The sequence below is a fragment of the Oxalobacter vibrioformis genome, assembly GCF_027118995.1.
GTDB lineage: Bacteria > Pseudomonadota > Gammaproteobacteria > Burkholderiales > Burkholderiaceae_D > Oxalobacter > Oxalobacter vibrioformis.
The window spans coordinates 895,980-922,353 of sequence record NZ_CP098242.1 but is presented as its reverse complement, the minus strand read 5'-3'; the positions used below and the strand labels follow the sequence as shown (position 1 = coordinate 922,353).

General features: G+C 52.1%; 29 protein-coding genes, 1 tRNA gene and 1 pseudogene. 12 read left to right on the top strand and 19 right to left on the bottom strand.

Features of this window, described 5'->3' with window-relative positions; genetic code table 11:
• The first annotated feature begins 17 nt into the window (after positions 1-17).
• From NB640_RS04580 to NB640_RS04565, 4 genes are all read left to right on the top strand, one after another.
• Positions 18-2,264, top strand: a complete 2,247-nt coding sequence (locus NB640_RS04580; protein ID WP_269309992.1) for a RelA/SpoT family protein — start codon at positions 18-20, stop codon at positions 2,262-2,264.
• Positions 2,265-2,398: 134 nt separating this feature from the next.
• Entirely contained in the window at positions 2,399-2,593 is a 195-nt protein-coding gene (locus tag NB640_RS04575; protein ID WP_269309990.1) for a hypothetical protein, read from the top strand.
• Positions 2,594-2,689: 96 nt separating this feature from the next.
• Positions 2,690-3,058 (top strand): Lar family restriction alleviation protein, encoded by a 369-nt coding sequence (locus NB640_RS04570; RefSeq protein WP_269309989.1) that lies wholly within the window; start codon positions 2,690-2,692, stop codon positions 3,056-3,058.
• 55 nt (positions 3,059-3,113) lie between these two features.
• On the top strand, positions 3,114-3,833 hold the full coding sequence (locus tag NB640_RS04565; RefSeq protein ID WP_269309988.1) for an N-acetylmuramoyl-L-alanine amidase family protein: 720 nt from the start codon (positions 3,114-3,116) through the stop codon (positions 3,831-3,833).
• 77 nt (positions 3,834-3,910) lie between these two features.
• On the opposite strand, the gene NB640_RS04560 is transcribed toward NB640_RS04565, so the two are convergent.
• From NB640_RS04560 to NB640_RS04550, 3 genes are all read right to left on the bottom strand, one after another.
• Positions 3,911-4,723, bottom strand: a complete 813-nt coding sequence (locus NB640_RS04560; protein ID WP_269309987.1) for a hypothetical protein — start codon at positions 4,721-4,723, stop codon at positions 3,911-3,913.
• Between the two features lie 238 nt (positions 4,724-4,961).
• Positions 4,962-5,048 (bottom strand) — tRNA-Leu (locus NB640_RS04555).
• 53 nt (positions 5,049-5,101) lie between these two features.
• Positions 5,102-5,431, bottom strand: a complete 330-nt coding sequence (locus NB640_RS04550) for a helix-turn-helix domain-containing protein (protein WP_269309986.1) — start codon at positions 5,429-5,431, stop codon at positions 5,102-5,104.
• A 169-nt stretch (positions 5,432-5,600) separates the two neighbouring features.
• On the opposite strand from NB640_RS04550, the gene NB640_RS04545 reads away from it, so the two are divergent.
• From NB640_RS04545 to NB640_RS04525, 4 genes are all read left to right on the top strand, one after another.
• A complete protein-coding gene (locus tag NB640_RS04545) occupies positions 5,601-5,885 on the top strand; it encodes a hypothetical protein (RefSeq protein ID WP_269309985.1) in 285 nt (94 codons plus the stop codon).
• Positions 5,864-6,175, top strand: a complete 312-nt coding sequence (locus NB640_RS04540; protein ID WP_269309984.1) for a hypothetical protein — start codon at positions 5,864-5,866, stop codon at positions 6,173-6,175. The genes NB640_RS04545 and NB640_RS04540 overlap by 22 nt, the downstream gene beginning before the upstream one ends.
• A 104-nt stretch (positions 6,176-6,279) precedes the next feature.
• A protein-coding gene (locus NB640_RS13025) for an IS5 family transposase (protein ID WP_408637931.1) occupies positions 6,280-7,055 on the top strand; the annotation gives its coding sequence in 2 pieces (ribosomal slippage) (positions 6,280-6,652 and positions 6,652-7,055; 777 coding nt in all).
• A gap of 45 nt (positions 7,056-7,100) precedes the next feature.
• On the top strand, positions 7,101-7,418 hold the full coding sequence (locus NB640_RS04525) for a hypothetical protein (RefSeq protein ID WP_269309983.1): 318 nt from the start codon (positions 7,101-7,103) through the stop codon (positions 7,416-7,418).
• A gap of 16 nt (positions 7,419-7,434) precedes the next feature.
• Here the strand turns inward: NB640_RS04525 and NB640_RS04520 are convergent, their stop codons facing one another.
• The 12 genes and pseudogenes from NB640_RS04520 to NB640_RS04465 all read right to left on the bottom strand — a co-directional run bounded on the left by NB640_RS04520 (position 7,435) and on the right by NB640_RS04465 (position 17,551).
• The gene (locus tag NB640_RS04520) at positions 7,435-7,848 is read right to left on the bottom strand and encodes an NUDIX domain-containing protein (protein WP_269309982.1); all 414 of its coding nucleotides are present in this window, start codon (positions 7,846-7,848) and stop codon (positions 7,435-7,437) included.
• The gene (gene ruvB / locus NB640_RS04515) at positions 7,845-8,918 is read right to left on the bottom strand and encodes a Holliday junction branch migration DNA helicase RuvB (protein ID WP_269309981.1); all 1,074 of its coding nucleotides are present in this window, start codon (positions 8,916-8,918) and stop codon (positions 7,845-7,847) included. Before ruvB ends, NB640_RS04520 begins: the two co-directional genes overlap by 4 nt.
• Before the next feature lie 31 nt (positions 8,919-8,949).
• Positions 8,950-9,531, bottom strand: coding sequence for a Holliday junction branch migration protein RuvA (gene ruvA / locus NB640_RS04510; protein WP_269309980.1), 582 nt, complete (start codon positions 9,529-9,531; stop codon positions 8,950-8,952).
• A gap of 53 nt (positions 9,532-9,584) precedes the next feature.
• Positions 9,585-10,130 carry a crossover junction endodeoxyribonuclease RuvC gene (gene ruvC / locus NB640_RS04505; RefSeq protein ID WP_269309979.1) on the bottom strand — a complete coding sequence of 182 codons (546 nt, stop codon included), beginning with the start codon at positions 10,128-10,130 and terminating at the stop codon, positions 9,585-9,587.
• A 31-nt stretch (positions 10,131-10,161) separates the two neighbouring features.
• The gene (gene purH / locus NB640_RS04500; RefSeq protein ID WP_269309978.1) at positions 10,162-11,727 is read right to left on the bottom strand and encodes a bifunctional phosphoribosylaminoimidazolecarboxamide formyltransferase/IMP cyclohydrolase; all 1,566 of its coding nucleotides are present in this window, start codon (positions 11,725-11,727) and stop codon (positions 10,162-10,164) included.
• A 51-nt stretch (positions 11,728-11,778) separates the two neighbouring features.
• Positions 11,779-12,012: a helix-turn-helix domain-containing protein gene (locus tag NB640_RS04495; RefSeq protein WP_269309977.1), complete on the bottom strand. Its 234-nt coding sequence runs from the start codon at positions 12,010-12,012 to the stop codon at positions 11,779-11,781.
• Positions 12,013-12,019: 7 nt separating this feature from the next.
• Positions 12,020-13,062, bottom strand: a pseudogene (gene dusB / locus NB640_RS04490) (tRNA dihydrouridine synthase DusB).
• 71 nt (positions 13,063-13,133) lie between these two features.
• Positions 13,134-13,796 (bottom strand): histidine phosphatase family protein, encoded by a 663-nt coding sequence (locus NB640_RS04485; protein ID WP_269309976.1) that lies wholly within the window; start codon positions 13,794-13,796, stop codon positions 13,134-13,136.
• 12 nt (positions 13,797-13,808) lie between these two features.
• The gene (locus NB640_RS04480; protein ID WP_269309975.1) at positions 13,809-14,444 is read right to left on the bottom strand and encodes a YbhB/YbcL family Raf kinase inhibitor-like protein; all 636 of its coding nucleotides are present in this window, start codon (positions 14,442-14,444) and stop codon (positions 13,809-13,811) included.
• A 100-nt stretch (positions 14,445-14,544) separates the two neighbouring features.
• The gene (gene dtd, locus NB640_RS04475; RefSeq protein WP_269309974.1) at positions 14,545-15,003 is read right to left on the bottom strand and encodes a D-aminoacyl-tRNA deacylase; all 459 of its coding nucleotides are present in this window, start codon (positions 15,001-15,003) and stop codon (positions 14,545-14,547) included.
• Positions 15,000-16,199 carry an anhydro-N-acetylmuramic acid kinase gene (locus tag NB640_RS04470; protein ID WP_269309973.1) on the bottom strand — a complete coding sequence of 400 codons (1,200 nt, stop codon included), beginning with the start codon at positions 16,197-16,199 and terminating at the stop codon, positions 15,000-15,002. The genes dtd and NB640_RS04470 overlap by 4 nt, the downstream gene beginning before the upstream one ends.
• Before the next feature lie 2 nt (positions 16,200-16,201).
• Complete coding sequence (locus NB640_RS04465) at positions 16,202-17,551, bottom strand: M23 family metallopeptidase (protein WP_269309972.1); 1,350 nt, start codon at positions 17,549-17,551, stop codon at positions 16,202-16,204.
• Between the two features lie 135 nt (positions 17,552-17,686).
• On the opposite strand from NB640_RS04465, the gene tyrS reads away from it, so the two are divergent.
• Positions 17,687-18,934, top strand: coding sequence for a tyrosine--tRNA ligase (gene tyrS, locus NB640_RS04460; protein ID WP_269309971.1), 1,248 nt, complete (start codon positions 17,687-17,689; stop codon positions 18,932-18,934).
• A 19-nt stretch (positions 18,935-18,953) separates the two neighbouring features.
• Here the strand turns inward: tyrS and NB640_RS04455 are convergent, their stop codons facing one another.
• The 4 genes from NB640_RS04455 to NB640_RS04440 form a co-directional block, all read right to left on the bottom strand.
• Positions 18,954-21,233 carry a RelA/SpoT family protein gene (locus NB640_RS04455; protein WP_269309970.1) on the bottom strand — a complete coding sequence of 760 codons (2,280 nt, stop codon included), beginning with the start codon at positions 21,231-21,233 and terminating at the stop codon, positions 18,954-18,956.
• A gap of 96 nt (positions 21,234-21,329) precedes the next feature.
• The gene (gene rpoZ / locus NB640_RS04450; protein ID WP_269309969.1) at positions 21,330-21,533 is read right to left on the bottom strand and encodes a DNA-directed RNA polymerase subunit omega; all 204 of its coding nucleotides are present in this window, start codon (positions 21,531-21,533) and stop codon (positions 21,330-21,332) included.
• Positions 21,534-21,564: 31 nt separating this feature from the next.
• Positions 21,565-22,221, bottom strand: a complete 657-nt coding sequence (gene gmk / locus NB640_RS04445) for a guanylate kinase (RefSeq protein ID WP_269309968.1) — start codon at positions 22,219-22,221, stop codon at positions 21,565-21,567.
• Between the two features lie 63 nt (positions 22,222-22,284).
• Positions 22,285-23,085 carry an outer membrane protein assembly factor BamD gene (locus tag NB640_RS04440; RefSeq protein WP_269309967.1) on the bottom strand — a complete coding sequence of 267 codons (801 nt, stop codon included), beginning with the start codon at positions 23,083-23,085 and terminating at the stop codon, positions 22,285-22,287.
• Positions 23,086-23,181: 96 nt separating this feature from the next.
• On the opposite strand from NB640_RS04440, the gene NB640_RS04435 reads away from it, so the two are divergent.
• From NB640_RS04435 to rimO, 3 genes are all read left to right on the top strand, one after another.
• Complete coding sequence (locus tag NB640_RS04435; RefSeq protein WP_408637957.1) at positions 23,182-24,177, top strand: RluA family pseudouridine synthase; 996 nt, start codon at positions 23,182-23,184, stop codon at positions 24,175-24,177.
• The gene (gene pgeF / locus NB640_RS04430) at positions 24,167-24,931 is read left to right on the top strand and encodes a peptidoglycan editing factor PgeF (RefSeq protein ID WP_269309965.1); all 765 of its coding nucleotides are present in this window, start codon (positions 24,167-24,169) and stop codon (positions 24,929-24,931) included. Before NB640_RS04435 ends, pgeF begins: the two co-directional genes overlap by 11 nt.
• Before the next feature lie 76 nt (positions 24,932-25,007).
• On the top strand, positions 25,008-26,363 hold the full coding sequence (rimO, locus tag NB640_RS04425) for a 30S ribosomal protein S12 methylthiotransferase RimO (protein WP_269309964.1): 1,356 nt from the start codon (positions 25,008-25,010) through the stop codon (positions 26,361-26,363).
• Positions 26,364-26,374: the final 11 nt, after the last annotated feature.

Sequence of the window (26,374 nt, the reverse complement as noted above, 5' to 3'; positions counted from 1 at the left end):
ATACGGATATCCGGAATATGGTTTCACCAATCACCTTTGTCAACGTCGCTGAAAAAATCACAACAGGGCTCCTGCCGGAGCACAGCAAGCAGGTTATTGATGCCTATGAGTTTGCTGTCGATGTTTATGATGACAAACAGCTTGACTCCGGACAGCCTGTTATTGATTTTGCGCGTACGGTTGGTGTGATTCTGTCAACGCTGAATACTGATGCTGAAACACGTATTGCAGGCCTTTTGATCCCCCTGCCGGAAATCAGTCCCGGGGAATGGGAAAAAATAGAAAACCGCTATGGTTCGGAAGTCGTCAGCCTGGTTGACAATGTCCGGCGGCTCCTGAAACTCAAGGATATCAGCGGTGGTCTGCTTCAGCCGCAAGTCAGCGGGAAAAACGCTGCCCAGTTTCGCAAGGATCAGGCGGAAACATTGCGGAAAATGCTGCTGGCGATGGCGTCAGACATGCGCGTGGTACTGCTCAGGCTGGCGGCCAGGGTTGCCGGATTGCGCTATATCGCGGAAACCAAAAAACTCAATGAGGTCAGCGAGCACTATGCCCGTGAAACGCTGGAGCTGTATGCCCCCCTGGCAAACCGGCTGGGCATCTGGCAGATGAAGTGGGAGCTGGAAGATCTTTCCTTCCGTTTTCTCGAGCCCGATGCCTATAAATCCATTGCGAAAAAGCTGGAAGAAAAGCGCGTCGAACGGGAAGAGTTTATTGAAGACGCCATCAGGCGCGTCAAGGAAGAATTGAAAGCGGCAGGGATCAAGGCAGAAATTTCCGGCCGCCCCAAACATATTTACAGTATCTGGAACAAGATGCATGGGAAATCGCTGGATTTCGAGCAGATGCATGATGTCCGGGCGCTTCGCATTATCGTTTTCGATATCAAAACCTGCTTTGCCGTGCTTGACCTCATTCACCGGATGTGGACGCCGATCCTGGAGGAGTTTGACGACTATATTTCCCGCCCGAAACCCAATGGCTACCAGTCGCTGCATACCATTGTGGTTGCCGAAGACGGGCAGACGCTGGAAGTCCAGATCCGCACGGAAGAAATGCACAACTTTGCGGAATATGGCGTGGCCTCTCACTGGCGTTACAAAGAGACCGGCGGCTCGGATTTTGCTGCCCAGCAGCAGTATGACGAAAAAATTTCATGGCTGCGCCAGTTGCTGTCCTGGAAAGCGGAAGTGGCCGATACGGTTGCCGAACAGGATGATATCCATAGTGACTGGGTCAGGAAAATCAAGGCAACCACGCTGGATGACCGTATTTATGTCCTGACACCTCAGGCTCGTGTAATTGATCTGCCAAAAGGGGCAACGCCCATTGATTTTGCCTACCAGGTCCATACGGATGTGGGCCACCGCTGCCGGGGGGTACGGGTCGATGGGGCCATGGTACCGTTAAATACGCCATTAAAAAGCGGGCAGACCGTTGAAATCATCACGGCAAAAGGGATCGATGCCGGTCCATCGCGTGACTGGCTCACGCCGGGATTTGCCATCAATTCCCGGACCCACAACAAAATCCGGGCCTGGTTCAATGCGGTTGAGCATGAGGAAGCCATCGCCAATGGTCGTACCATCGTTGACAAGATCCTGCAGCGGGAGGGCAAAACATCGGTCAACCTGGAAGAACTCGCCCACAAGCTGGGTTATGCCAAGCTGGAAGAGTTTTTGCTGGCAGCAGGAAAAGACAAAATCAATACCCGCACGGTAGAACAGGTTTTGCATGGTGAAGAGCCGCTCAAGGAAACAAAAACTGAAGATATCGTGCTTCCCCGGAAAAGCCGGGCCTCCAGTATCATGCGCGGGGCAAAATCGGGTGTACTGGTTGTCGGTGCCGAAGGGTTGCTCACGCAGATGGCCAGATGCTGCAAACCGGCGCCGCCTGATCCGATTATCGGTTTTGTCACGCGCGGCAAGGGGGTTTCCATCCATCGTCCCGAGTGCAAGAATTTCCTGGAAATGCAGAAAAAATCTCCCGAACGGGTTATCGAGACGGATTGGGGAACATCCGATCCCGAAACCGTTTATCCGGTGGATGTTTTTATACTGGCAGGCGATCGCCAGGGGTTGCTGCGTGACATTTCCGATATTTTCATGCGGGAAAAACTCAATGTCATCGGAGTGAACACCCAAAGCAACAAGGGACAGGCCCGCATGTCTTTCACGGCTGAAGTCGGTTCGACGGACAGCCTGAACAAGGCGATCCAGATGATCCGGGAAGTCCCCGGCGTTCTGGATGTCAAACGCCTCTGAACGGCGCATTTGCCTGCTTCTCCGCCGTTTTTTGCTCAATCATGCCGTTTTAGCTGTTACACTGTCAAAATCCGGGAACTGCTGCTGATCAGGCAGCAAGGCCTGCCGTTATATCAAGCATGAGAGGTACCGTAGTGAAAAAAATAAAGAAACTTCATTTGTTCATTCTGTCGCTGATTTTTGGTCTGACGGTGACCATCAAGCCGGCCCTTACCTCGAATTTCAGCCAGGAGAGTCTTCATGAGTGGATTCTCAATGGATTGCTGGTTGCCGCTATTGTAGGTTTTGTTGCCGTGAAGTATCTGAAAAGCAAGGGCAGGCTTGATTAATTCATTGCGCTCTTGTTCTATTGCAATGGAGTGAAATGATTTTTTGCAGCCCGCTGAATTTCGCGGGCTGTTTGTTTTTGCAGCCAACCATCTTATATGCCTCCCATTATTCATATCCAGTCCGTATTGATCAGACGCCTGCTGATGGTTTTGCTGGCACCGTTTTTGCTGATCCTGATTCTCTGCATGCGGATTGGCAGAGGCATCATGTCCGGCCTTTCCGAGTTTTCAGAATTATTTACCGCGGTATGGCGGGGGTCCGAGAAAGATCCTCCCCTTTTACCCTGTCCGTTTTGCGGCGGAAAAGGCATACCACATGGATGGCGGACGCAAGGGGGGGCAACTGGCCCAGCCTGCGATAACTGCGGAGCGACAACCTGGTCGGCGGATACCTGGAATACCCGTATCACCCTGACTCAAGAGCAGCTGAAATCGGTACAACGCCATGATGACGATGCAGAATAATCCATGCGAACGCGGATCGTTTTGCCGGATTGATTAACTGATGCGGGGCGCCTGGATGATGCGTTTTTTTGTCATCGCGACTCTGGCATGTGCATGCCTGTCCGCGTATGCCAGGGATTGCCTCATTGCCGTTGATGCCGGGCACACCCGGGAAGAGCAGGGCGCAACAAGTGCGCGCGGCACAGGCGAGTGGCACTTTAATATTGCACTGGCAAAAAGGCTGGCGGTATTATTGGACAAGGCCGGGATACCCTATGTACTGATTAATCCGGACGGGGATGCCATCCCTTTAACAAGCCGACCGGAAGCCGCGCTGAAAGCCGGCGCCACCCTGCTCATTTCCCTGCATCATGATTCTGTGCAGTCTCATTACCTGTCGGAATGGACGTTGGAAGGGGAAACGCATTTTTACAGTGACAACTTTAGCGGATACAGCCTCTTTGTTTCAGCGCAGAATCCCTGTTATCAGGAAAGCCTTGATGTGGCCCGTGAGACGGCAGACAGCCTCCTAGGAAAAAACCTGACACCCGCGTTGTACCATGCCGAAGCGGTAGCTGGTGAAAACCGCCTTTTACTGGACAGCCTGCGGGGCATTTACCAGTTCGATGAACTCGTGGTATTAAGAGAATCTCCCCTGGCTGCGGTTCTGGTTGAGGCGGGTGTGATTGTGAATCGTGAAGAAGAGCTTCTGGTCAGCACACCGGCATACCAGGATAAAGTCACCGGCGCATTGGTAACGGCCATTGAAGCGCATTGCCGGCGGATGCGTAATTGATCCGGGACAGGACCCACCAGCCAGAGAAAAAGCAGTATCCGTAAATGCTGCTTTTTATTCTTAAGATCAGTTATCGCTTATTTTTCACTTTGCCGCTGGATCTGCTTTTCGATAGAGCAGTCTGATGTCGAGATTTCCTTTTTGGGCTGCACCGTGACTTCGACGGGCGTGCTTTGCACAGAAACCGGCTGGGTTTGCGTGGTTACTTCAAGCGGAACGATTTCACCCGCTGCTGGCTGCGAATAGGTGCTGGTTTCCAGGGGAGATATTTCTGTGGCCTGCAATTGCACATTCGGCTGTTTTCCAGATGATTGTGTACCGGTTGTTTCCGGTTTCGGCTGAGGATAACTGGAAGGCTCTAAAAGCCGCGGGAAATTGGGTGAGGAGACCAGCTTGCGAAGGAGATTCTGAACGGCATAAAAATACGTATCGCCTGCAACCTGGCATGCGCTTTGTCCAACGATATTGGTTTTGAAGTGTAGCTGCTCTCTGGCCGAAATGGAGCGTCCGTTATTGGATATGAGCGTCATCTTGATGATCCACTCTCCTCCGGTTAACGTGCTCAAGGATATCTGGGTGACATTTCCTTTCAGGACAATGGGTGAGTCCGGCGAATACGCGTTGGCCAGTTCCAGTTCAGAAACAAAGGCATCCTGGATGTAACGGACAAGCCCCCCTTCACCGGGATTGGTGATAATGCTGTACCCCCGGCACTGGTTGACGCCGCCTTCACCGATTGAGGATTCAAATTCAGCAATACTGATTTTCTGTCCGCTATAGGTACTCAGGGTGGAAACGATATAAGGATCGGAATTATAGCTGTCAACATTTCGCATACAGGCAGACAGGGCCAATGCCGCCAATACAATAAAAATCCCTCTTTTCATCATGTCTGCCATCCTGTTTTTGTTCCGCACCCGGTTAATTTTAGCGGACTTCCGCTCATTTGAAATGATAAGAAACCGGAGAAAACCGGGTCTATTATGATGACAGGAAAGCGGCTGACGTTTGGTTTGTGGTCGTGATGTCGCAATGATCATGCACGATATCCGCCTGCACAGCAGCCGGGAGGTATCCAGGGAAAGGGGAAAAAACTGTTTCGGCAGAGAAGCCGGGTCGCTATGATAATGGTACCGGAGGCCGGAATCGAACCGGCACGGGGTCACCCCCGCGAGATTTTGAGTCTCGTGCGTCTACCAATTTCGCCACTCCGGCAACGCCTGAGCATTATCGCTGATTTACCCTCTGGCGGCAACAGCCGGTAGTGGCTACGCTTCTTCATCAGAGTTTTCCATTTTTTCCAAATACTCCAGGGCTTCTTTTTGCTTGCTTCGTGAGAGGCGGTTCCAGAATAAGAGCAGTTTTGCTGATTTGTCATCTGCTGCGTACAGATATTCAACGGGGATTTTCAGAACAGCGGCCAATCTTTGGGCAATCTCATACTTGGGGAAATGCTTTCCGCTTTCATACTGACTCATTCTGGCGCTGGCCGAAAATTCGTCAATGCCTGCATTAATGGCTAGCTGTTCCTGGGTCATGCCAGAGTGAAGTCGGGCTTCACGAAGGCGTTTGGCAAATATGGAAGCAGGTTTTTTCAAGAGATTCTTAATGTTAGGTTAACAGTTAAAAGAATCTTAGATTTCGCTTGTCTTTTCCCTAAAATATCCTTAGAATTTCCTCTGGGCAATTCTAAGGATATTTTAGATTTGTGCGGAATAAAGTTTATGAACAGAAAGCTGTACGTGAAGAGAAAAAGGAGAATAAAAAATGATGGTTTCAATGAAAAATGAAGCAGGTTTGGTCAGGCAGGTAAAAGTTGGTTTTTCATGGACAGCTTTTTTCTTCGGTGGATTCCCTTTCTTTTTCAGGGGGATGCCTGTTCATGGAATTATCTGGATTGTGCTTTCTATGCTGACATTCGGCATAAGTAATCTGTTTCTGATGTTCATCATTAACAGGCAGACTGCACATTATTATCTTGAGCATGGTTATCGCCCCGTTGGAGACGGGTGGAATATAGCGGGTACAAAATGGGGGATTCTGGCTGGGTAGAAGATGTTGGAACGCTGTTTTTTCAGGAAAAGAAGATGAAAAAATTTATTGGAGTGGTATGTTTGATTGCTGTGCTGACGGGTTGTGGAAAACAGATTCCATGTGATGATCCGGAGGTCATGAAAACGATTAATTCGAGAATAACGACAACACTGGATAATAGAGCGATATTTCTTGCGAGTTATTTGGCCGGAAATGATTATCGGGATAGGAAATTACTAGGAACAGAGGATTTCGATAAATATATAGCGCGCCTATCAAAAGCGTACCGTCCAGAGCGTTTTAGATAGTGTCTACATGAGATATAAGAGATAAAACTCCCTCTGTTTGCCAGATGGCAGATGTTATGAAGCGATGATCATTATAGGAAGACCACCCTTTAACAGGAGATTCCATGAGACCAGCGTACAGACGCCACGACATATCCGACCAGGCCTGGGCTTTACTTGAGCCCCACCTTCCAGGACAGCCTGGTCAATGGGGCAGGATAGCCAAAGATAACCGCACCTTCATTAATGCTGTATTCTGGATATTACGCACAGGCGCCCCCTGGCGTGATCTTTTGCCGGAGTACGGAAAATGGGGGAGCGTTCACCAGCGCTTCATCCGCTGGCGCGACAAGGGCATATGGGAGCGCCTGCTGGAAATCCTGATAGATGAGCCTGATTTTGAATGGCTTCTGATAGATGCAAGTCACATCAAGATTCACCCGCACGCGGCGGGGGCAAGAGGAGGCAACCAGGGCATGGGGCGCACAAAAGGGGGCTCAACTCAAAAATACATCTGGCCGTGGATGCGAATGGTATGCCGGTCAGATGTCTTGTCACATCGGGTACCGTTGCAGATTGTACGCAGGCTTCACGGTTAATGGATGGGATATCCCCTCGCCATCTGGTGGCGGATCGGGGTTATGATTCAAACGCCATTCTTGACCATGCAAAATCCCGCAACATCATACCGGTCATACCCCCGAAAAGAAATCGCAAGGAGAAAAGAAGCTACGATCGGCAGATTTATCAGAAGCGTCACCTGGTGGAAAATGTCTTTCTTTATCTCAAACGCTGGCGGGGTATTGCCACAAGATACGCAAAAAATCTCGCGACATTTGCTGCCGCTGTGCAGGTGCGCTGTATCGCCCTTTGGTTGAATGCGTTAACCATACTCAAGTAGACGCTATCTAGGGAACTTTATCAGGAGAGGCTCACGGACGTGGACATGTTTTCCCAACATGCAAGTACGGGGCAGGAAGCCAGATACTATGAAAATGCTTTCAAGATAATGAATGATTACAAAGCGATAATGATTTCCACCATCGGAAAACCGGAAACGCTTTTGAAAGCCAATGAAGGGTGCAATTGCCGGATTGTCACAAACTTTTCCGCAGTGACATTCGATCACGATACGCTGGATTACAAGGTAAACCCAAACAAGCGTCAGTTGGTGATCGAATATCAAACGGGGCTAAAAGAGAGTCGGGATAATCGTTTAAAAATTACCAAGCAAAATGTCAGTGTTATCAAGGGCAGCAGTTGATGTGGATTTAAGTAAATCAGTTGTTGTTAAAGCGCAGGGCATCCAGCCAGATAATGAGGGGAATGGTAGCAGGAAGCAAAGGCTTAACCCGGATTGGACCTTGCCATTGAAATGCCTGTCCTTCCCGGCTTCTGGGTTCGCCCTGCCAGTTTTTGCTGACAAAAAAGTGCAAACGGACATGGGCATGCGGGTAGACATGTTCAACACAGCACCAAGGCTCCTGGGAAAGGATGGTTACGTCCAGTTCTTCCATAAATTCCCGTTTTAAAGCCGCTTCGATACTTTCGCCGGATTCCACCTTCCCGCCCGGAAATTCCCAGTATCCCGGATAAGGCTTGCCTTCCGGACGCTGGCCCAGGAGCACCTCTCCGTTTTCACGCATCAGGATGCCGACAGCAACGTCAATCGGCTGGCTTTTGCCTCTGCTCACGGCTGGCGATCGGATGAGGTATCCCACAGTTCGGCATTGGGGCCTGATGAGGGTGGTGTGATGCCGAAGTGACGGTAAGTGGAGGCGGTTGCCATCCGTCCGCGCGGTGTGCGCTGCAGGTAACCCTGCTGGATGAGATATGGCTCGAGTACATCCTCAATCGTATCCACTTCTTCGCTGATGGCGGCGGCCAGATTGTTGATGCCGACAGGGCCCCCGCCGAATTTGAACAGGACGGCTTCCAGAAGTTTGCGATCCATCACGTCAAACCCGACAGGGTCGACATCCAGCATTTTCAGCGCATCGTCGGCCATTTTCTGGGTGATCTCTCCCGTTCCCTTGACTTCGGCATAGTCCCTGACCCGTCTCAAGAGGCGGTTGGCAATTCGGGGGGTGCCGCGGGCACGGCGGGCAATTTCCTCTGCGCCGTCTTCCTGTATCGGGGTATTCAAAAGATTTGCGCTGCGCATGACAATCCGGGTCAGGTCTTCAGCGTTGTAAAACTCAAGGCGAGCAACGACGCCAAACCGGTCCCGCAGAGGATTGGTCAGCATGCCTGCACGTGTTGTGGCGCCGACGAGGGTAAAGGGCTGCAGATCCAGTTTGACAGAGCGCGCAGCAGGGCCTTCCCCGATGAGGATATCTATCTGGTAATCCTCCAGCGCCGGGTACAGGATTTCTTCGACGACCGGTGACATGCGATGAATCTCATCGATGAAAAGCACATCATTGGCTTCGAGATTCGTCAACAGTGCGGCGAGATCGCCAGGCCGTTCCAGCACGGGGCCTGATGTCTGACGCAGGTTGACCCCCATTTCCCGTGCGATGATATGGGCGAGCGTGGTTTTGCCGAGGCCCGGCGGTCCGAAAAGCAGGGTATGGTCCAGCGCTTCATTGCGCTTTCTTGCTGCAGCAATGAAGATTTCCAGCTGTTCGCGTGTTTTATGCTGGCCAACGTATTCATCAAGATGCTTGGGACGAAGCGCCCGCTCAATGGCTTCTTCGTTGGGGGAGGCCGGTGTCGATGAGATAATGCGCTGTTCGGAAAAATCGTCCGTCTGTATGCTCATGCGAGGGCTTTCAATAACATCATGTCAGTGATTATCCTTTTGACAGGGCCTTGAGTGCAAGCTTGATGCCGTCTGAAACCGAGCTGTCAGCCGGTACCTGCTTGAGTACGGCATTCACTTCCCTGGAAGAGTAGCCCAGGGCCAGAAGGGCATTGAGGATGTCGGCCATATTGTCGCTGCCTGCCGCGTTAGCACTGGCGATATCAAGATCAGCTCCCAGCTTGCCTTTGAGTTCCAGCAAGAGGCGTTCTGCCGTTTTTTTGCCAATGCCGGGAATGCGGGAAAAACGGGTCGTGTCCTGCAGGGTAACGGCCTGAACCATTTCCGCGACTGACATGCCCGAGAGCAGCGACAGTGCGGTTCTGGCGCCAATGCCGGAGATACGGATCAACTGGCGAAACAGGCTGCGTTCTTCAAGGTTGCCGAAACCATACAGGAGATGGGCGTCCTCCCTGACGGCAAGGTGGGTAAATAGGGTCACCTTTTCCCCAAGGGCAGGCAGATTGTAAAACGTGCCCATCGAAACATCGATTTCATAACCGACGCCCTGGCAGTCAACAAGGATGGTGGGAGGGGTTTTCTGAAGCAGGATGCCACTGATGCGACCTATCATATTCGGATCCGGAAAAAAGAATCAAAGTCATATATATACCACATCCCGCATCCCTACTGGATCAGACGACCGCGCCGGATGCGAAAGCCGCTCTTTGGTTTCAGTGAACCGGCCTCCTGCATGGCTCTCAAGGTATCAAAAGCATTGGCATGGCAGATGGCAACACCCAGGGCATCTGCGGCATCACTTTTGGGCGGCGCAGGCAGGGAAAGAAGGCGTTTGACCATATCCTGCACCTGCTTTTTTTGTGCCTTGCCATGTCCCACCACCGCCTGCTTGACCTGCAATGCCGTATATTCCGAAATGGCAAGATCGGCGCCGACGAGTGCGCAGATAGCAGCCCCTCTGGCTTGTCCCAAAAGCAGGGTGGATTGCGGGTTCACATTCACAAAAACTTTTTCAATGGCGGCACAGTCCGGCCGATATGTCTCAATGATTTCCCCGACACTTTTCAGGATGATTTTCAGGCGGTCCGGAAGATCGGCTTCTGTCGGGGTGCTGACTGTGCCGGACGCCACATAGGAAAGCTGCGCCCCCTGTTTTTCGATGACGCCAAAACCGGTGATTCTGAGTCCGGGGTCAATGCCGAGAATTTTCATAAGCAGTGTCTCCCTGACGGCTGGAAAAGAATCAGTGCCGGAAATGGCGTATGGCGGTGAAGGCCATGGTCAGCCCACGCTCATCTGCCGCATCAATGATTTCCTGGTCCCGTATGGAGCCACCCGGCTGGATGATGGATGTTGCGCCGGCATTTGCCACAATATCCAGCCCATCCCTGAACGGAAAGAATGCGTCAGAAGCCACAGCCGTTCCTGCCAGTGACAGTCCGGCATTTTTCGCTTTCATGACAGCCGTACGCGCAGCATCCACCCGGCTCATCTGGCCGGCGCCGATCGCCAGCGTCATGCCGTCACGACAGAAAACAATCGCATTGGATTTGACAAACTTGGCAACCCGCCAGGCAAAGAGCATATCCTGCATGGCCCTGTTGTCAGGCTGTTTTTTGGTGACGACTTTCAGATCGGGAACTGCAATATTGGTGGCATCGGGTGATTGCAGCAACAGGCCGCCCCCCACCCGCTTGACTTCATATTCATTCAGGTCTTTCCCCAACGGGATTTCCAGCAGGCGGACATTTTTCTTGCCAGAGAAAATAGCGCGGGCTTCCGGTGAAAAAGCCGGTGCAATCAGGACTTCCACGAAAAGCTTCGATGCCTCTTCGGCCGCATTTTTATCCAGCTCGCGGTTGAACGCGATGATGCCGCCAAATGCGGCTTCGGGGTCTGTCTGCAATGCACGCTCATAAGCGTCTTTCGGATCGTTTCCGACAGCAACGCCACAGGGATTGGCATGCTTGATAATGACACAGGCAGGTTCGTCAAACGTTTTGACACATTCCCATGCCGCATCGGCATCACTGATATTGTTGTATGAAAGTTCTTTTCCCTGCAGTTGCGTGTAGTCTGCCAGTGTCCCGTGCGGCACGCTGCGCTCACGATAAAAAGCGGCTGACTGGTGCGGGTTTTCGCCATAACGCATCTCCTGCACCTTTTCAAAATGCAGGTTCAGTGTCCGGGGATAAAAACTGCGGGCGGTATGTTCCTTGTCTTCCCCCAGGCTTGAGAGATAGTTGGCAATGGCGCCATCATACTGGGCGGTATGGAAAAAGGTTTTCCTGGCCAGATCAAAGCGGCTGTTTTCAGTCAGGGCGCCGCCGTTGTTTTTCATTTCCTGCAACACCTGGGCATAATCCGCAGGGTCGCAGATAACGGTGACATCACGGTAATTTTTTGCCGCGGAACGCAGCATGGCCGGGCCGCCGATATCAATATTTTCCACGGCATCTTCGAGTGTGCATTCAGGCGCTGCTATCGTTTGCTGGAAGGGATACAGGTTGACCACGACCATATCAATGGTGGAGATACCCTGGCTGGCAATGGCCGTGGTATGCGAATCCAGGTCGCGCCTGGCCAAAATGCCGCCATGCACCTTGGGATGCAGGGTTTTCACACGGCCATCCAGCATTTCAGGAAATCCAGTGTAGTCGGCTACTTCAGTGACGGCAATGCCGTTTTGGGCAAGCAGCTCTGCCGTGCCGCCGGTAGAGAGAATGGATATCCCCATCTCAGTAAGTGCACGGGCAAAGTCGACGACGCCTGTTTTGTCAGAGACGGAAATCAGGGCAAATCGGGTCATGATAATTCAGTGTAAATGAAATAACGGAAGCGGGAAAATACAGGGAAAACGCTATAACAGTTCATGCTCCAGCAGTTTTTTTCGCAGGGTGTTGCGATTAATGCCAAGCATTTCTGCTGCCAGTGACTGATTGTTTCTTGCATGTGCCATCACAGTGGCGAGAACCGGCTTTTCAACGGTGTGCATGATCATGTCATAGATACCGGTTGGTTTTTGCCCATCCAAAACATTGAAATAATCCTGCAGACTTTTTGAGATGGCTTCCTGAATTTGCTCTTTGCTCATTTTTGTCTTATTGAGTTTGCGAGAAATCGGCGTCAGGGCTAAGCGATTCTTGCGTTTGGTTCCTGTAGTGTAATCTTTCACCATGTTCGAGCTGTGATTCAAAAAAAACATCAACACGCCTGAGTTGCTCCTCACAGGAATCAATCTGGTTAATGTGTTGTTTGAATACATCCGAACCGGGAAGACTATTAATATACCATCCAATGTGCTTTCTGGCACTCCGGACACCGATTATTTCACCGTGAAATGCGTAGTGATCCAGTAAATGCTGGTGCATCAACCGGCGAATTTCCTCGACACGGGTGCCGGCATCAGTTCACCGGTTTGAAGATAATGGGTAATCTCACGAAATATCCAGGGGCGTCCCTGTGCCGCACGCCCGATCATGATGGCATCCGCATTGGTTGTCTCCAGTACTTTTCGGGCTTTTTCCGGTGAGTCGATATCGCCATTGGCGACCACGGGAATGGATACGGTTTGCTTGACCTGTGCAATGGTTTCGTATTCTGCCTCTCCCCGATAGGCATCTTCCCGGGTACGGCCGTGGAGCGTCAGCATGGCAATGCCTGCCGATTCGGCAATTTTGGCAATCGTCAGTGCATTTTTGCTTTCACGGTTCCAGCCGGTGCGGTATTTGAGCGTAACCGGAACATCAACCGCATTGACGACGGCATTGAGGATGTCTGCCACGCGCTTTTCATCCTGTAAAAGGGCGGAGCCGCACCAGTTGTTGCAGACTTTTTTTACCGGACAGCCCATGTTGATATCAACAATCTGGGCGCCCAACCCGACATTGTGGCGCGCGCACTCAGCCATCATTTCCGGATCGGCACCGGTGATCTGGATGGCGCGTGGCGCAGCTTCATCCTGATGCGCCATCCGTTTTTTGCTTTTTCGGGTCTGCCAGAGTGCCGGATTGGCTGCGACCATTTCGGAGACGGCATATCCCGCGCCAAGCTGCCGGCACAGTTGGCGAAAAGGGCGGTCTGTTACACCAGCCATAGGCGCAACAAAAACATTATTGGGCAGGGTATAAGGACCGAGCTGCATGGCGTGAAAGTCAAAAAAAGCGCTATTTTACCAAAGCCGGTATGCCAGAGACATCCCGAAAAAATGACAGATCAGAAATGTTTGAGGTAATCAGCCGGTTTTTGCTGTGGTTCAAGATGTCCATCATCTCCCCACGCAATGAGTTCTATGCGGTTTTCACAAACCCTGAAACGGTTGATGCTGGTGTTTAACACAGGTACCCGGCTTCTGACTTCGAGCGGCATGTCATGAGCCACGCGATAGGCGGACTCGATGATGCCGAAGTGGGCGATGAGCACAATTTTTTTACTGGCATAAGGCCGGGCGATCCGCTGGATTGCTTCAATGGCCCGATGGTGAAAAGCACGGATGCTTTCGGCAATCCGCTCTCCCGGCGGAAAAACATGATCCGGGTCAGCAGCATACCAGGCGGCATGGGATTCGGGATAGCGCGTTTTGATCTCATCACGGCTCAAGCCTTCAAAGGCACCATAAGAGCGTTCACGGAATGCCGGATCAACTGTGACAGGCAGATTGTGCCATTTTGCAATTTCTTCTGCCGTTCGCAGGGCGCGCTGGAGGTCACTTGAAAAAATGGCCTCCAGCTTTTCTTCCCTTAAGGTGTCGGCAAGCGCAAGTGCCTGCCCGATTCCTTTCTCGTTTAAAGGCGTATCGCTGTGCCCTTGCAGGCGTTTGGTTGCATTCCAGTCTGTCTGCCCGTGACGGATGATCAGTACTTCTGTTGATTGCATCATGTTGCCAAAGACTCAGATGGTGTCAGCCAGCTCCGGATTGAGTGTATAAATGCCGGTAATGCTGGCTTTGCCCAGAATGTGCCCTTCCATTGCCGCCATCATATCCGGTCCGGTGAATTTGTCTTCGACAGCCAGCCTGTCGATATCAAGGGCATACACCGTAAACACATAATGATGGGGAATGGTGTCATTCCACGGGGGGCAGGGGCCATCATAGCCGTAATAGTCGCCGGACATATCCTTGTCGCCGGCAAACCAGGGGCTGTAGTCATTGATACCCTGGCGTGCGCCATGCAATGTCGCCGGACCGCTTTTTCCGCGGGGGGTGACACTGCTGGAAAATTCACCATCACCTACAGATTGCACTGTCGGCGGCAGATCAATCAGGAGCCAGTGGTAAAAATCGACCCGTGGAAGGTCTGCCGGCACTTTTTTGCCTTCCTGATTGACGTCATCTCCCCTGGAAGGAACATCATAGTCATGACAGATGACGGCCAGTGATTTAGTCCCTGCCGGCACATCACTCCAGGCCAGGTGCGGATTGCGGTTGTCTGACAGCGCAACATGTGTTTTGGGGTCGATCAAGCCGAAAGCATATTGCGGGGGGATGGCCTGATTGTCCTTGAAAGAATCACTCCATATTTTCATGCGTCCTCCTGTGTCTGGTCGTTTTTATCATAATGTCCTGCTATTTTGCCAGATGAAGGCGGTTTTTCGCACAGTTTGCGCAAATTAATGAGTCCTGACCCTAAGCAGGGGTATCAGCCGGTGGTGTATGCAGCCAGATGGTAACCGGTCCGTCATTGACCAGTTCAACTTCCATATGGGCGCCAAATCGGCCCGTCTGAACGTGAGAGACTGTTGCTTTGGCCTGGCGGGTAAAATAGTCAAAGAGGCGTTGCCCGACATCCGGTGATGCGGCAGCAGAAAAGGAGGGGCGGGTTCCGGATCGGGTATTGGCCGCCAGGGTGAATTGGGGAACCAGCAGCAGATCGCCTTTAACGGTATCAAGCGACAGGTTCATCTTGCCGTCACTGTCATTGAAAACCCGGTAATTCACCAGGCGGTTCAACAGGGCATCCGCTTCTTTTTCAGTATCGCCGCGTTCTGCGCAAAGAAGGACAAGCAGGCCTTTTCCGATACGGCCAACAATTTCCTCCTCTACAACAACCTGTGCACGGCTGACACGCTGAAGCAGCGCGATCATTCAGCAGCTCCGGTTTTCCCGAAAAAAGCGGTCACGTCTTTATCCATCATGCCCGGATACAATGCGCCTAAGATACGCGGGCCATGTGCGCCGGTGACGCCTGGCAGGTTGCCGGGAAGGCGGTTGGTGAAACGATGGGCCAGCCATGCGAAAGCCAGTCCTTCAATATGGGTTGGGTCAATGCCGATGACTTCGCTGGTGACAACGTCAGTGTCAGGCATCGGTTTTTCCAGCGCAGCCTCAAGTCCGCTGACAAGATGGGTGTTTCTGGCACCGCCACCGCAGATAAAGATTTTATCGGCATCAGGCGCATAGCGGGTGATGGCGTCTGCGATGGTCGTGATGGTAAAGGCAGCCAGTGTTGCCTGGATATCGACTGGAGACAGAACGGTAAATTCCAATGCGGAAGCCAGTTTTGCTTCTACCCATTCCTCATTGAACAGGTCCCGCCCTGTGCTTTTGGGTGGAGGGAGTGACAGGAAAGGTTCTTTCAGCATAACGGCCAGCAATTCGCTGTCAGGTTCGCCGCTGGCGGCCCATTGGCCGTTTTCATCATAAAGCAGGCCCTGGTATTTTGCGATCCAGGCATCTAAAAGGACATTGCCAGGCCCGGTGTCAAAACCGATTGTTTTGCGATCCCGTGTCAATATGCTGATATTGGCAATGCCGCCGATATTGACGACCACACAGGAGTTGCCGCTGTTGCCAAACAGGGCATGATGAAAAGCCGGAACCAGCGGGGCTCCCTGGCCGCCTGCGGCCAGATCACGTGAACGGAAGTCCGCAATGACATCAATGCCGGTGAGTTCCGCCAAAAGCGCGGGGTTATTGGTTTGCCGGGTATAGCCCAGTTCAGGGCGATGACGGATGGTTTGTCCGTGCACGCCGATAGCGGTGACAAAACCGGGCGTGAGGCATGACTGCTCGAGCAGCCGGAAAACACAGCGGGCGTAAATGTTTGCCAGATCATTGGCAACAAGCGCTTCCCGCTCGATTTCATTGTCGCTGGGCAGTTGCAGGGACATTAAAAGACGGCGCAGATCCTCGTTAAAAGGGATATGCGCCGCACTCGTCAGCGGGAGAAACCCACCCGTGTAATTATCCGGAATTTCAACAAGCACCCCATCGACACCATCCATGCTGGTGCCTGTCATGAGGCCGATATAAAGACGGCCGGAAGTGTCTTGGCTGGGCAATGTTATTTCGAGGCGACTTTTTCGTAACTGCCACCCGGGTTCATCAGAGAGAAACGGTGGCGCATGTCAGCAACAACAATCCGGAATTTCTCCATTTCACTGGCAGTCAGCGGCTGGATATTCGGCATTTCAATCTGTCTCGGGTCACGCTGAACCCCATTGATCCGGAACTCATAATGCAGATGCGGTCCTGTGCTCATGCCGGTTGAGCCGACAAAGCCAATGACGTCACCCTGCTTGACCTTGGTGCCTTTTTTCATGTCAGGGTTAAAGCGGCTCATATGGCCATATGCTGTTGTATAGGCGCCCCAGTGTTTGACAACAATGAAGTTGCCATAGCCGTTTTGCCAGCCGATGAATTCGATGGTGCCATCAGCAGCTGAACGGATCGGTGTGCCGGTCGGGGCGGCAAAGTCAATGCCTTTATGCTGCTTCCACAAACCGGTGATGGGATGTTTGCGCATGGAGAATGCGGAGGAAACACGCGTAAATGCGAGCGGATATTTCAGGAAGGCTTTTTTCTGTGACTTGCCGTTGAAGCTGTAGTAGCCGCCGGGTCTTGCGCCAATACCATCAAACCAGACCGCCTGATAGATGTTGCCGGCATTGATGAATTCAGCAGCAAGAATACGGCCGGAACGCAGGAAGGTGCCGTTACGCCAGTAGGATTCATACACGACATTAAAACGGTCGCCACGGCGCAGATCCGAACTGAAGTCGATATTGGTGGCGAACATGTCAACCAGTTTGTTGGTGATGATGTCCGGGATTTCCGCCGTATCCGTCGCAGCGAACAGGGAAGAATAAATCACGCCGGAACGCATTTCGACACGGCGCTCAATTGCCGCATTGTCATTGGAGGAGACAAATCCCCTGTCAGTGCGTGTGACCACGATGTCACATGGCATGTCGTCCTTGTCCGTTGTCGACATATAAAGCCAGTGCAGTTGTCCGGCATTATCGGTTTTTGCCTGAATAATTTTCCCGGCCTTGAGATGCAGCATTTCCCTGGCGATGTCATCTGACTTGATGAAGGCGATCGCCGGGGCATCATCGACTCCCAGGCGGGTGAGCAAAGAACCGAGGGTGTCACCCGAGCGGACCTTTTCTTCACGCATGAAATAGTGTTTTTCCTGGCTCAGTGCAGCGATTTGCTCGGAAAGAGAAGGCAGCTTGATTTCTTCGGAAATCGAGCGGATTTCAATATGGCTGGTATCAGGTGGCGCGCCGGGGGCGACAGCGGCAGCACCAATGGCAAAAATGGCGAGGAGAAGGGATGCAGCAGAAATAATACGGGTTTTTCTTGTTGTGCCTAAAAGTGTTGAAGCTATTTTTTGAAAAACATCGCGCATGAAAATCCTCTTCTCTTCGTGGAGCAATCAGTTAAAATCTTTACTTTTAGGTAATGCGATTTCTGTTGCGAAGGAAATATTAACAGAAAGCAACATGGATTTAAAGCAAAATTATAGCAAATATAAAGCAAAAAAATGAATAAAAAACATGAATCTTCCGGTATTTCTGACGATTTGCCACTATCATCAGCCGTCAAAGAGGCAGTAGACGTTATCAAACGCGGTACAGAAGAACTGCTGGTTGATACAGAGCTTGCCCAGAAACTGGCGCGTTCTGAAAAGACAGGAAAGCCGTTGCGGATCAAGCTGGGACTGGACCCTACCGCCCCTGACCTGCACCTGGGACACACGGTTGTGTTAAACAAAATGCGGCAGCTGCAGGATCTGGGACATACGGTGATTTTCCTGATTGGCGATTTCACTTCCATGATCGGTGATCCGTCGGGCCGCAATGTCACTCGTCCGGAGCTGACCCGTGAGCAGGTCAAGGAAAATGCTATGACGTATTTCAACCAGGCCAGCCTGGTGCTTGATCCTGGCAGGACAGAAATCCGGTATAACTCCGAGTGGAGCGACAAGATGACCGCGCGGGACATGATCCAGCTGGCATCGCGTTATACGCTTGCCCGTATCATGGAGCGTGAGGATTTTTCAACCCGTTTTAAAAACGGCTCCCCCATTGCGATTCATGAGCTGCTTTATCCTTTGATGCAGGGGTATGACTCCGTGATGCTTGAATCTGACATGGAGCTGGGCGGTACAGACCAGAAATTCAATCTGCTGGTAGGACGGGAATTGCAAAGAGGGTACAACCAGGAGCCGCAATGCATTCTGACCATGCCGCTTCTGGAAGGGCTGGATGGCATTGAAAAAATGTCCAAGTCCAAAGGCAATTATGTCGGCATTACCGAACCGGCCAATACCATGTTTGCCAAAGTGATGAGTATTTCTGATGAGATGATGTGGAAGTACTATGACCTGCTTTCCTTCCGCTCACTTTCCGATATCGGCAATCTCAGGGATGCTGTGAAAAACGGCCGCAATCCGCGGGATGTGAAGGTGGAACTGGCGCAGGAAATCGTCACACGCTTCCATTCAAAAGCCGCCGCCGAATCCGCACTTGAGGATTTCATGCTGCGTGCGCGGGGCGGTATTCCGGATGATGTGCCTGAACTCAGCCTTTCCGGTGCGCCGATGGGTATCGGACAATTGCTCAGACAGGCCGGATTATGCGCATCCACGTCAGAAGCGCTACGCATGGTTGATCAGGGCGGGGTCCGTATTGACAGTGAAGCTGTCAGCGATCGGGGGCTGAAAGTGGAAGCGGGGACTTTTGTGGTGCAGGTCGGCAAGCGCAAGTTTGCCCGGATAACGCTGAACTGAGGAGAAAAGGCCGAGCGGATCAGTTCCGTTCCCGACCTATCTGCGTGACGCCGGGAATATGACGTACCCGGCGCATCAGATTCGCCAGATGCGTCCGGTCTTCTACCTGTACAGTAAACCGTAATACGGTGAAATCCTCCTGTGTTTCCATGCCGACATGGACAATATTGGCGTTGGACTCGCTGATTTCTGCCGCAACACGGGCAAGGATTCCTTTTTCCTCATGGACAGTAACTTTCAGGCGGCAGTCGAAACTGCGATTCAGGTCCTCACCCCAGGCGACATTGATCCATTTTTCCGGTTCTTTGGCGATCTGTCTTTTTGCCACAGGACATTCGGCCTGGTGCACGACCAGACCGCGTGTCATATTCAGTTCGCCCATGATGGTGTCACCCGGAATGGGAAGGCAGCAGGATGCCAACTGGACATTGACACCCTCACTGCCATAGATAATGACAGGCTGTGGAGCCGCCGTTTTCGGCTCTTCTTTCTGTCTGGTGCGTGATTCCTTTTTTCGCTTGACTTCGTCAGTCAGACCGATAATCCGCCGAGCCACCAGTGCGGCAAGCCGTTTGCCCACGCCAATATCCATATAGATATCGTCAAGCGTTTTTGAACCGGTTTCGTACAGCAGTTTGTCAATCACGGGCTGATCAAGGGCCGGATCCATGTCTACCGACTGCAGAGCCTGCTGCAAAAGTCGTTTACCCAATTCGATGGAGTCAGCCATGTTGACGGAACGCAGATGGCTTCTGATACAGGAACGGGCTTTCCCCGTCCGGACAAAGGAAAGCCAGGCAGGATTGGGGCGGGATGTGGGAGACGTGATGACTTCCACGATATCGCCGTTTTGCAGTTCGGTTCTTAAGGGGGCCGGCTCGTTGTTGATTTTGACAGCGACCGTCTGGTTACCCACATCGGTATGGATGTTGTAGGCGAAATCCAGTGCGGTCGCTTCACGCGGCAGGGCGATGATTTCCGCTTTCGGCGTAAAGACATAGACCGAGTCCGGAAAGAGGTCAACCTTGACGTGCTCGAGAAATTCAGCGGAATTACCGGTTTGCTGCTGGATGTCCAGAAGGGATTGCAGCCAGCCGAGACTGTGTTTCTGGATATCCGTCAGGTTTTCATTCGGATTCTTGTAAAGCCAGTGGGCGGCAACACCGGTTTCTGCAACATGGTGCATGTCGTGTGTGCGGATCTGAAATTCAACGGGGGCGCCATACGGGCCAACCAGCGTGGTGTGCAAAGACTGGTATTTATTCAGCTTGGGCATGGCAATGTAATCCTGCACCTTGCCCGGCATGGGTTTGTAGAGGGAATGCAGCACACCCAGCGTGGCGTAACATTCTGCGATCGTATTAACCACTACCCTGAAGCCATAAATATCGAGTACCTGCGAAAAAGCCAGATTCTGCTGGCGCATTTTCCTGTAGATCCCGAAAAGGGTTTTTTCCCGGCTGTAGATCTCGGCATGAATCCCGCTCTTTTCAAGAGCTGAACTGACCGTATCATGAATCCGGCCCAGCACTTCATGCCGGTTACCCCGGGCGGTACTGACCGCTTTATCCAGGGTTTCATAGCGGTAAGGGTGCATATTGTGAAAAGCCAGGTCCTGCATTTCACGATAGAGATTGTTGATGCCAAGACGGTGTGCGATCGGTACGTACACTTCCATGGTTTCCCGGGCAATACGCCTGCGCTTGGACATGTCCATGACATCCAGTGTGCGCATATTGTGAAGGCGGTCTGCCAGCTTGATCAGAATGACACGGACGTCTTTTGCCATGGCAAGCAGCATTTTTCGGAAGTTTTCTCCCTGAGCGTCCACATGGTTCTGAAATTGCAGCTTTTCCAGTTTGGACAGGCCGTCAACCAGTCCGGCAACGGGCGCGCCAAAGCGTTCGATCAGTTCTTCTGTTTTGACATCCTGATCTTCCATGACGTCATGAAGTAGCGCAGCCATGATGGCCTGGGTATCCAGTTTCCAGTCTGCACAGATTTCAGCGACTGCCAGGGGATGCGAAATATAGGGCTCCCCGGATTTTCGGATTTGTCCCAGATGCATTTCATCCGCGTAGCGAAAAGCTTCTCTCACGCGCTGCATGTCCGCTTTTGAGAGATAGGTTTCGAGCTTTTGTGTGAGGTGGGAAAACGTGGCAACGCCAGGGACAGGCTGAGAGCTAGCCACAACTGACGGTGCCGTCTGGGGTGTTTGCGGCTCGGTCAGTATCTGGTTTGCGGAGAAGACACCAGTGTCTTCTCCTTTGTGTGAAGATAACCCGGACTTGTCTAGCATCAGTGATTACGTGAAATATACCTTAATGCCTTAACAATAACACAGCTGTGTTATTTTGCATCACAGCCGTGTCGGGATATGATCCGGCACAAACAATCAGCCGGGTACTTTTTTCAGCATTTCCGTACCGACTTTGCCTGCTGCGATTTCACGCAGGGCAAGAACGGACATTTTGTCTTTTGCGTCAACCTGGGGGGTATGTCCCTGGAGCAGTTGGCGTGCGCGGTAAGTGGCACACAGGGTCAGCTCAAAATGATTCGGGATTTGCTGAAGACAATCTTCAATAGTAATACGGGCCATAGATACTCCTGCCTTGAAATAAAACGGAAAATTAACGGATATCAGAAATGATACCGAATTGCTCAAATAATCTGGTATGTGTCACGACTTGTCGGGGAAGTCTGCAGCGGGTGGCCTCTACAATGGCGGCAAGCTGGGAGAGCGCGTGATCAAAATCGTCATTGATGATAACATAATCAAAGCCACATGCATGGGATATTTCTTCGCTTGCAGCTTCCATCCGCCCGGCAATAATTTCGGGAGAATCCTGTCCACGTCTGTTCAGCCGTTCCTCAAGCGTGGCTATTGAGGGGGGCAGAATAAAGATACTCACGGTTTCTGCAATAAGCTTGCGTATCTGCATGGCGCCCTGCCAGTCGATTTCCAGCAGGGTATCCTTGCCGTTTGACAATCGCTCCAAAATGGCGCGGCGGGATGTTCCGTAGTAATTGCCATGGACTTCGGCGTATTCCAGAAACTCGCCTTTTTTCTGTTTTTCCAGAAAATCCGAAACGGTTGTGAAATGGTATTCCCTGCCGTCTTCTTCGCCAGGCCGTGGCGCGCGCGTGGTGTGGGATATGGAAATCCCCAGGCTGGGATCCTGTTTTGTCAGTGCTTTTAAAAGCGATGATTTCCCCGCACCGGAAGGGGCCGTGATGATAAACAGCGTGCTTCCCGAGAGCGGTGTGAGAGCAAGTTCGGTTTTCATGTGGTCATAAAAACAAAAACGGTTTCAGACAAAGCAACGAAAAACAGGGGTGGGAATCCGGGGTTACCAGAATTTCCACCAGACGGCTTCGGGCTCTTTCGTCCCGCCTGAAGGCAGGACACTGTCAGGGTAGTTTTGCTGGAAGATGCGGTTGGCATCATCGCGCAGATCGTTCAAGCCCATTTTGTCGTATGCGCGCACCATGATATAAAGCGCCTCCTCACTGGAGGAGGTGTCCGGATACTTGGCAACAGCGCCCTGCGCCCGGTTCAGCGCAGCGACATAGGCGCCACGCTTGTAATAATACTTGGCCACATGAATTTCATAGCGTGCCAGCATATTGATCAGATACTGCATGCGGATACGGGCATCTGCCGCATAAATACTGTCAGGGAAACGGGTTACCAGCAGCCTGAATGAGTCAAAGGCTTCCTGCGCGGCTTTCGAGTCGCGTTCTGACAGATCCTGTTTGAAGGCAAAGTTCATGATGCCCACACGGTCATTGAAGTTTATCAGCCCGCGCAGATAATACATATAGTCAATGTTGGGGTGGTTCGGGTGCAGCTTGATGAAGCGTTCCACAGCAGCAAGCGCCTGGGGCTGGTCATTGTCGCGGTAATATGCGTAGGCGATTTCGATCTGGGCTTGCTGGGCATAAACCCCGAAAGGATAACGGGCTTCCAGCTTTTCAAGATACTGGACGGCCTTTTCATAGTCGCCAGCATCCATCATTTGTTTGGCTTCCCGGTATAGTTTTCCGGCTGGCCAGGAAGCGGTTTCATCAATTTCATCAGGTAGCAGCCCACAGCCCGCAACCAGGAGTACCATGATAATAGCGAAAAATTTTAATAGATTCTTTTGCATGGTTTTTGCAAAATGCAGATAACGCGAGAAAATGATCGGATAATCGTGGAATTATAGCTGATAGTAACCCAAGTGAAAGAAAATGAAAGCCTGAATATGCCATATCCGGAAAAAACCCCTGTTGAGGAAGCCGAAGATTTTGATGAATTTTCAGAGCAGCCGACCATTCACCGCTTCCGTTTGACTCCTGAAGACGGTGGCGAGCGCTTAGACAAGGTATTGGCCCAGCTTTTGCCGCAGTTTTCCCGAAGCCGCATCCAGCGGTGGATTGATGAGGGATTTGTTACAGTTGACGGTGAGCGTTTTCTCAGGAAGCATACGATGATTGGCGATGAGGAAATCCAGGTTGTGCCGCAGCAGTCTGATGAAGAGATGGCTTACCAGCCCGAACCGATGGATTTACCGGTTGTGTATGAAGATCCGGATATTCTCGTTATCAATAAACCGGCGGGCCTGGTGGTGCATCCGGCGGCAGGTAACTGGTCCGGGACGTTGTTAAACGGGCTTTTGCATCATTTTCCGCCCATTGCAGCGGTGCCACGGGCAGGGATTGTTCATCGGCTGGACAAGGATACCAGCGGCCTCATGGTTATTGCCAAGACGCTGGAAGCACAGACCAGCCTGGTGCGGCAGTTGCAGGACAGAACGGTTCATCGGCAGTACCTTGCACTGGTCTGGGGTGAGCCCTCTCCCAAACGAATTATCAGTGCCGCAATCGGCCGCCATCCGCGCGACCGGGTGAAAATGGCGGTTTCTGAAAGTCCTTATGCCAAGCCGGCAGTTACGCATTATGAGCGTATAGCGACAGGCCGCCTGGGCAATATGGGAGTCAGTCTGCTGGTTTGCCAACTGGAAACCGGCCGCACCCACCAGATCCGGGTGCACATGCAGTCGCTGGGATTTCCGCTGGTCGGCGATCCGCTTTATGGCAAGCAGCACTTATCGTCATTTTTCGGGCGGCAAGCGTTACATGCGCAAAAGCTCGGGCTCATACACCCGGCGAGCAAAAAGGGGTATGAATGGGTGGCTCCGGTGCCTGATGACTTTGCCAGGTTACTTGATGATGCGGGAATAACGGAATATGAGAAATAAACCTGAGCTGATTTTTCCGGATTGGGATGCGCCTGATAACGTGCGCGGATTTTCCACAACCCGTGGCGGTGGCGTCAGCCTCTTTCCGTACCATGGGAAAACGGTGTCGGAGGGTGGTTTTAATCTGGCCTTGCACGTGGGTGACGATAGCGGCTGTGTTGAGCAAAACCGGAATCACCTGAGAAAATGGCTGCCTGCTGAGCCGCTATGGCTGAATCAGGTTCATGGCACCCAGGTGGTTCAGGCCGGGGCTGTCCCCGGTTTGCCGGAAGCGGATGCCAGTTTTTCAACAAATCCCCATGCCGTCTGTCTTGTCCAGACCGCGGATTGTCTGCCGGTGCTTTTTTGCGATGTGACCGGCCGTGTGGTTGCTGCGGCACATGCCGGATGGCGCGGGCTGGCTGAGGGTATTCTGGAAGAAACGCTTTCCCGGATGCGGCAGGTCGGTGCGGCTGAAATCCTTGCCTGGATGGGACCCGCCATTGGCCCCGAGCGCTTCGAGGTGGGAGAGGATGTGCTGGCGGCGTTTGCTGCCAGGGATGTGTCTCTCGCGGGATATTTCAGGCCCAGGGTTGGTGAGTCTGGGAAATATCTGGCGGATATTTATGCACTTGCGCGCCATATTCTTGAAAAACAGGATGTCAGCAGAATCAGCGGCGGAAATTTTTGCTCGGTCTCTGATGCCGCCCGTTTTTATTCCTACCGCCGTGACGGGGTAACCGGGAGGATGGCAACGGGTATCTGGCTGGTTTGACCGGTTTGGTGCAAGGTATGGTTATTTTCAGGATAATACCGTCTGCCGCATTATTTAAACAAAAGATATACGCGAAATGAATACATTAAAAAGGATCGGCTTTGTTTCACTGGGCTGCCCCAAGGCGCTGGTGGATTCCGAGCACATTCTGACCCGTTTGCGTGCAGAAGGGTACCAGACTGCTGCCACCTATGACGATGCCGATCTCGTTATCATCAATACCTGCGGATTTATTGACGCTGCCGTGGAAGAATCGCTGGAAACCATCAGCGAGGCGCTGGCTGAAAACGGCAAGGTGATCGTTACCGGCTGTCTTGGTGCCAAAAGGGATGATGCCGGTCAGGGCTTTATTCGCCAGGTTATGCCTGATGTGCTTGAAATAACCGGGCCGGATGCGCTGGAAGAAGTCATGCAGGCGGTCCATAAGCATTTGCCAAGACCGCATGAACCCTTTATTGATCTCGTTCCCCCGCAGGGTATCAAGCTGACGCCCCGCCATTATGCCTATCTCAAAATTTCCGAAGGCTGCAATCACAGCTGTACCTTTTGTATTATCCCCTCGTTGAGAGGCAGGCTTGTTACGCGTTCTGTCGGTGATGTTCTCTCTGAAGCCGAGCGGCTTTTCAATGCCGGTGTGAAAGAGTTGCTGCTGGTTTCACAAGATACCGGCGCTTATGGTGTGGATATGAAATATCGGACCGGGTTCTGGGAGGGGCGGCCGGTAAAAACGCATGTTACCCAACTGGCAGAATCCCTGGGGAAGCTCGCCCGGCGATATGATGCCTGGATTCGCCTGCATTATGTTTACCCCTATCCCCATGTCGATCATCTGGTTTCCCTGATGCAGGATGGATTGATTCTGCCTTACCTGGATGTGCCGCTGCAGCATGCGCATCCCGATGTGTTAAGGAGAATGAAGCGCCCGGCCAGTGGAGAAAAACATCTTGAGCGAATGATGGCCTGGCGTGACATGTGTCCGGATATTACGATTCGCTCTACCTTCATTACCGGCTTTCCCGGTGAGACCGATGCCGAATTTGATTATCTGATGGATTTTCTTAAAGTGGCCAGAATCGACCGGCTCGGGTGTTTCCCCTATTCACCTGTGGAGGGTGCTGCCGCAAATTATCTTGCTGATCCCGTGCCGGAAGCCATTCGTGAAGAACGCCGCGCGCAGTTGATGATCATGCAGGAGGAAATTTCTCGCGAAAAACTTCAGGAGAAAATCGGGAAAACCCTGCGTATCCTGACCGACGAGCCGGTACGAGGTGGCGCCATTGGCCGTTCGTTTGCTGATGCCCCCGAGATTGACGGTGTGGTTTATGTCAAAAAGCCGAAAGGAATGCGGAGAAAACTCAAGGCGGGAGAATTTGTCTCTGTCAGAATTACTGATGCGGATGCGCATGACATGTGGGGGGAGATGGTGCCCTGATTAGGCTTTGT

Coding starts and splice junctions, on each gene's coding strand:
- rpoZ (WP_269309969.1), bottom strand. CDS start 21,533: ATGGCCCGTATTACTATTGAAGATTGTCTTCAGCAAATCCCGAATCAT.
- NB640_RS04455 (WP_269309970.1), bottom strand. CDS start 21,233: ATGCTAGACAAGTCCGGGTTATCTTCACACAAAGGAGAAGACACTGGT.
- dtd (WP_269309974.1), bottom strand. CDS start 15,003: ATGATCGCGCTGCTTCAGCGTGTCAGCCGTGCACAGGTTGTTGTAGAG.
- gmk (WP_269309968.1), bottom strand. CDS start 22,221: ATGAAAACCGAACTTGCTCTCACACCGCTCTCGGGAAGCACGCTGTTT.
- tyrS (WP_269309971.1), top strand. CDS start 17,687: ATGAATAAAAAACATGAATCTTCCGGTATTTCTGACGATTTGCCACTA.
- ruvB (WP_269309981.1), bottom strand. CDS start 8,918: ATGAGCATACAGACGGACGATTTTTCCGAACAGCGCATTATCTCATCG.
- NB640_RS04580 (WP_269309992.1), top strand. CDS start 18: ATGGTTTCACCAATCACCTTTGTCAACGTCGCTGAAAAAATCACAACA.
- NB640_RS04465 (WP_269309972.1), bottom strand. CDS start 17,551: ATGCGCGATGTTTTTCAAAAAATAGCTTCAACACTTTTAGGCACAACA.
- NB640_RS04560 (WP_269309987.1), bottom strand. CDS start 4,723: ATGATGAAAAGAGGGATTTTTATTGTATTGGCGGCATTGGCCCTGTCT.
- ruvC (WP_269309979.1), bottom strand. CDS start 10,130: ATGAAAATTCTCGGCATTGACCCCGGACTCAGAATCACCGGTTTTGGC.
- pgeF (WP_269309965.1), top strand. CDS start 24,167: ATGAGAAATAAACCTGAGCTGATTTTTCCGGATTGGGATGCGCCTGAT.
- NB640_RS04435 (WP_408637957.1), top strand. CDS start 23,182: ATGCCATATCCGGAAAAAACCCCTGTTGAGGAAGCCGAAGATTTTGAT.
- purH (WP_269309978.1), bottom strand. CDS start 11,727: ATGACCCGATTTGCCCTGATTTCCGTCTCTGACAAAACAGGCGTCGTC.
- NB640_RS04565 (WP_269309988.1), top strand. CDS start 3,114: ATGATGCGTTTTTTTGTCATCGCGACTCTGGCATGTGCATGCCTGTCC.
- ruvA (WP_269309980.1), bottom strand. CDS start 9,531: ATGATAGGTCGCATCAGTGGCATCCTGCTTCAGAAAACCCCTCCCACC.
- NB640_RS04440 (WP_269309967.1), bottom strand. CDS start 23,085: ATGCAAAAGAATCTATTAAAATTTTTCGCTATTATCATGGTACTCCTG.
- NB640_RS04545 (WP_269309985.1), top strand. CDS start 5,601: ATGATGGTTTCAATGAAAAATGAAGCAGGTTTGGTCAGGCAGGTAAAA.
- NB640_RS04495 (WP_269309977.1), bottom strand. CDS start 12,012: ATGAGCAAAGAGCAAATTCAGGAAGCCATCTCAAAAAGTCTGCAGGAT.
- NB640_RS04540 (WP_269309984.1), top strand. CDS start 5,864: ATGGGGGATTCTGGCTGGGTAGAAGATGTTGGAACGCTGTTTTTTCAG.
- rimO (WP_269309964.1), top strand. CDS start 25,008: ATGAATACATTAAAAAGGATCGGCTTTGTTTCACTGGGCTGCCCCAAG.
- NB640_RS04480 (WP_269309975.1), bottom strand. CDS start 14,444: ATGAAAATATGGAGTGATTCTTTCAAGGACAATCAGGCCATCCCCCCG.
- NB640_RS04570 (WP_269309989.1), top strand. CDS start 2,690: ATGCCTCCCATTATTCATATCCAGTCCGTATTGATCAGACGCCTGCTG.
- NB640_RS04525 (WP_269309983.1), top strand. CDS start 7,101: ATGTTTTCCCAACATGCAAGTACGGGGCAGGAAGCCAGATACTATGAA.
- NB640_RS04485 (WP_269309976.1), bottom strand. CDS start 13,796: ATGATGCAATCAACAGAAGTACTGATCATCCGTCACGGGCAGACAGAC.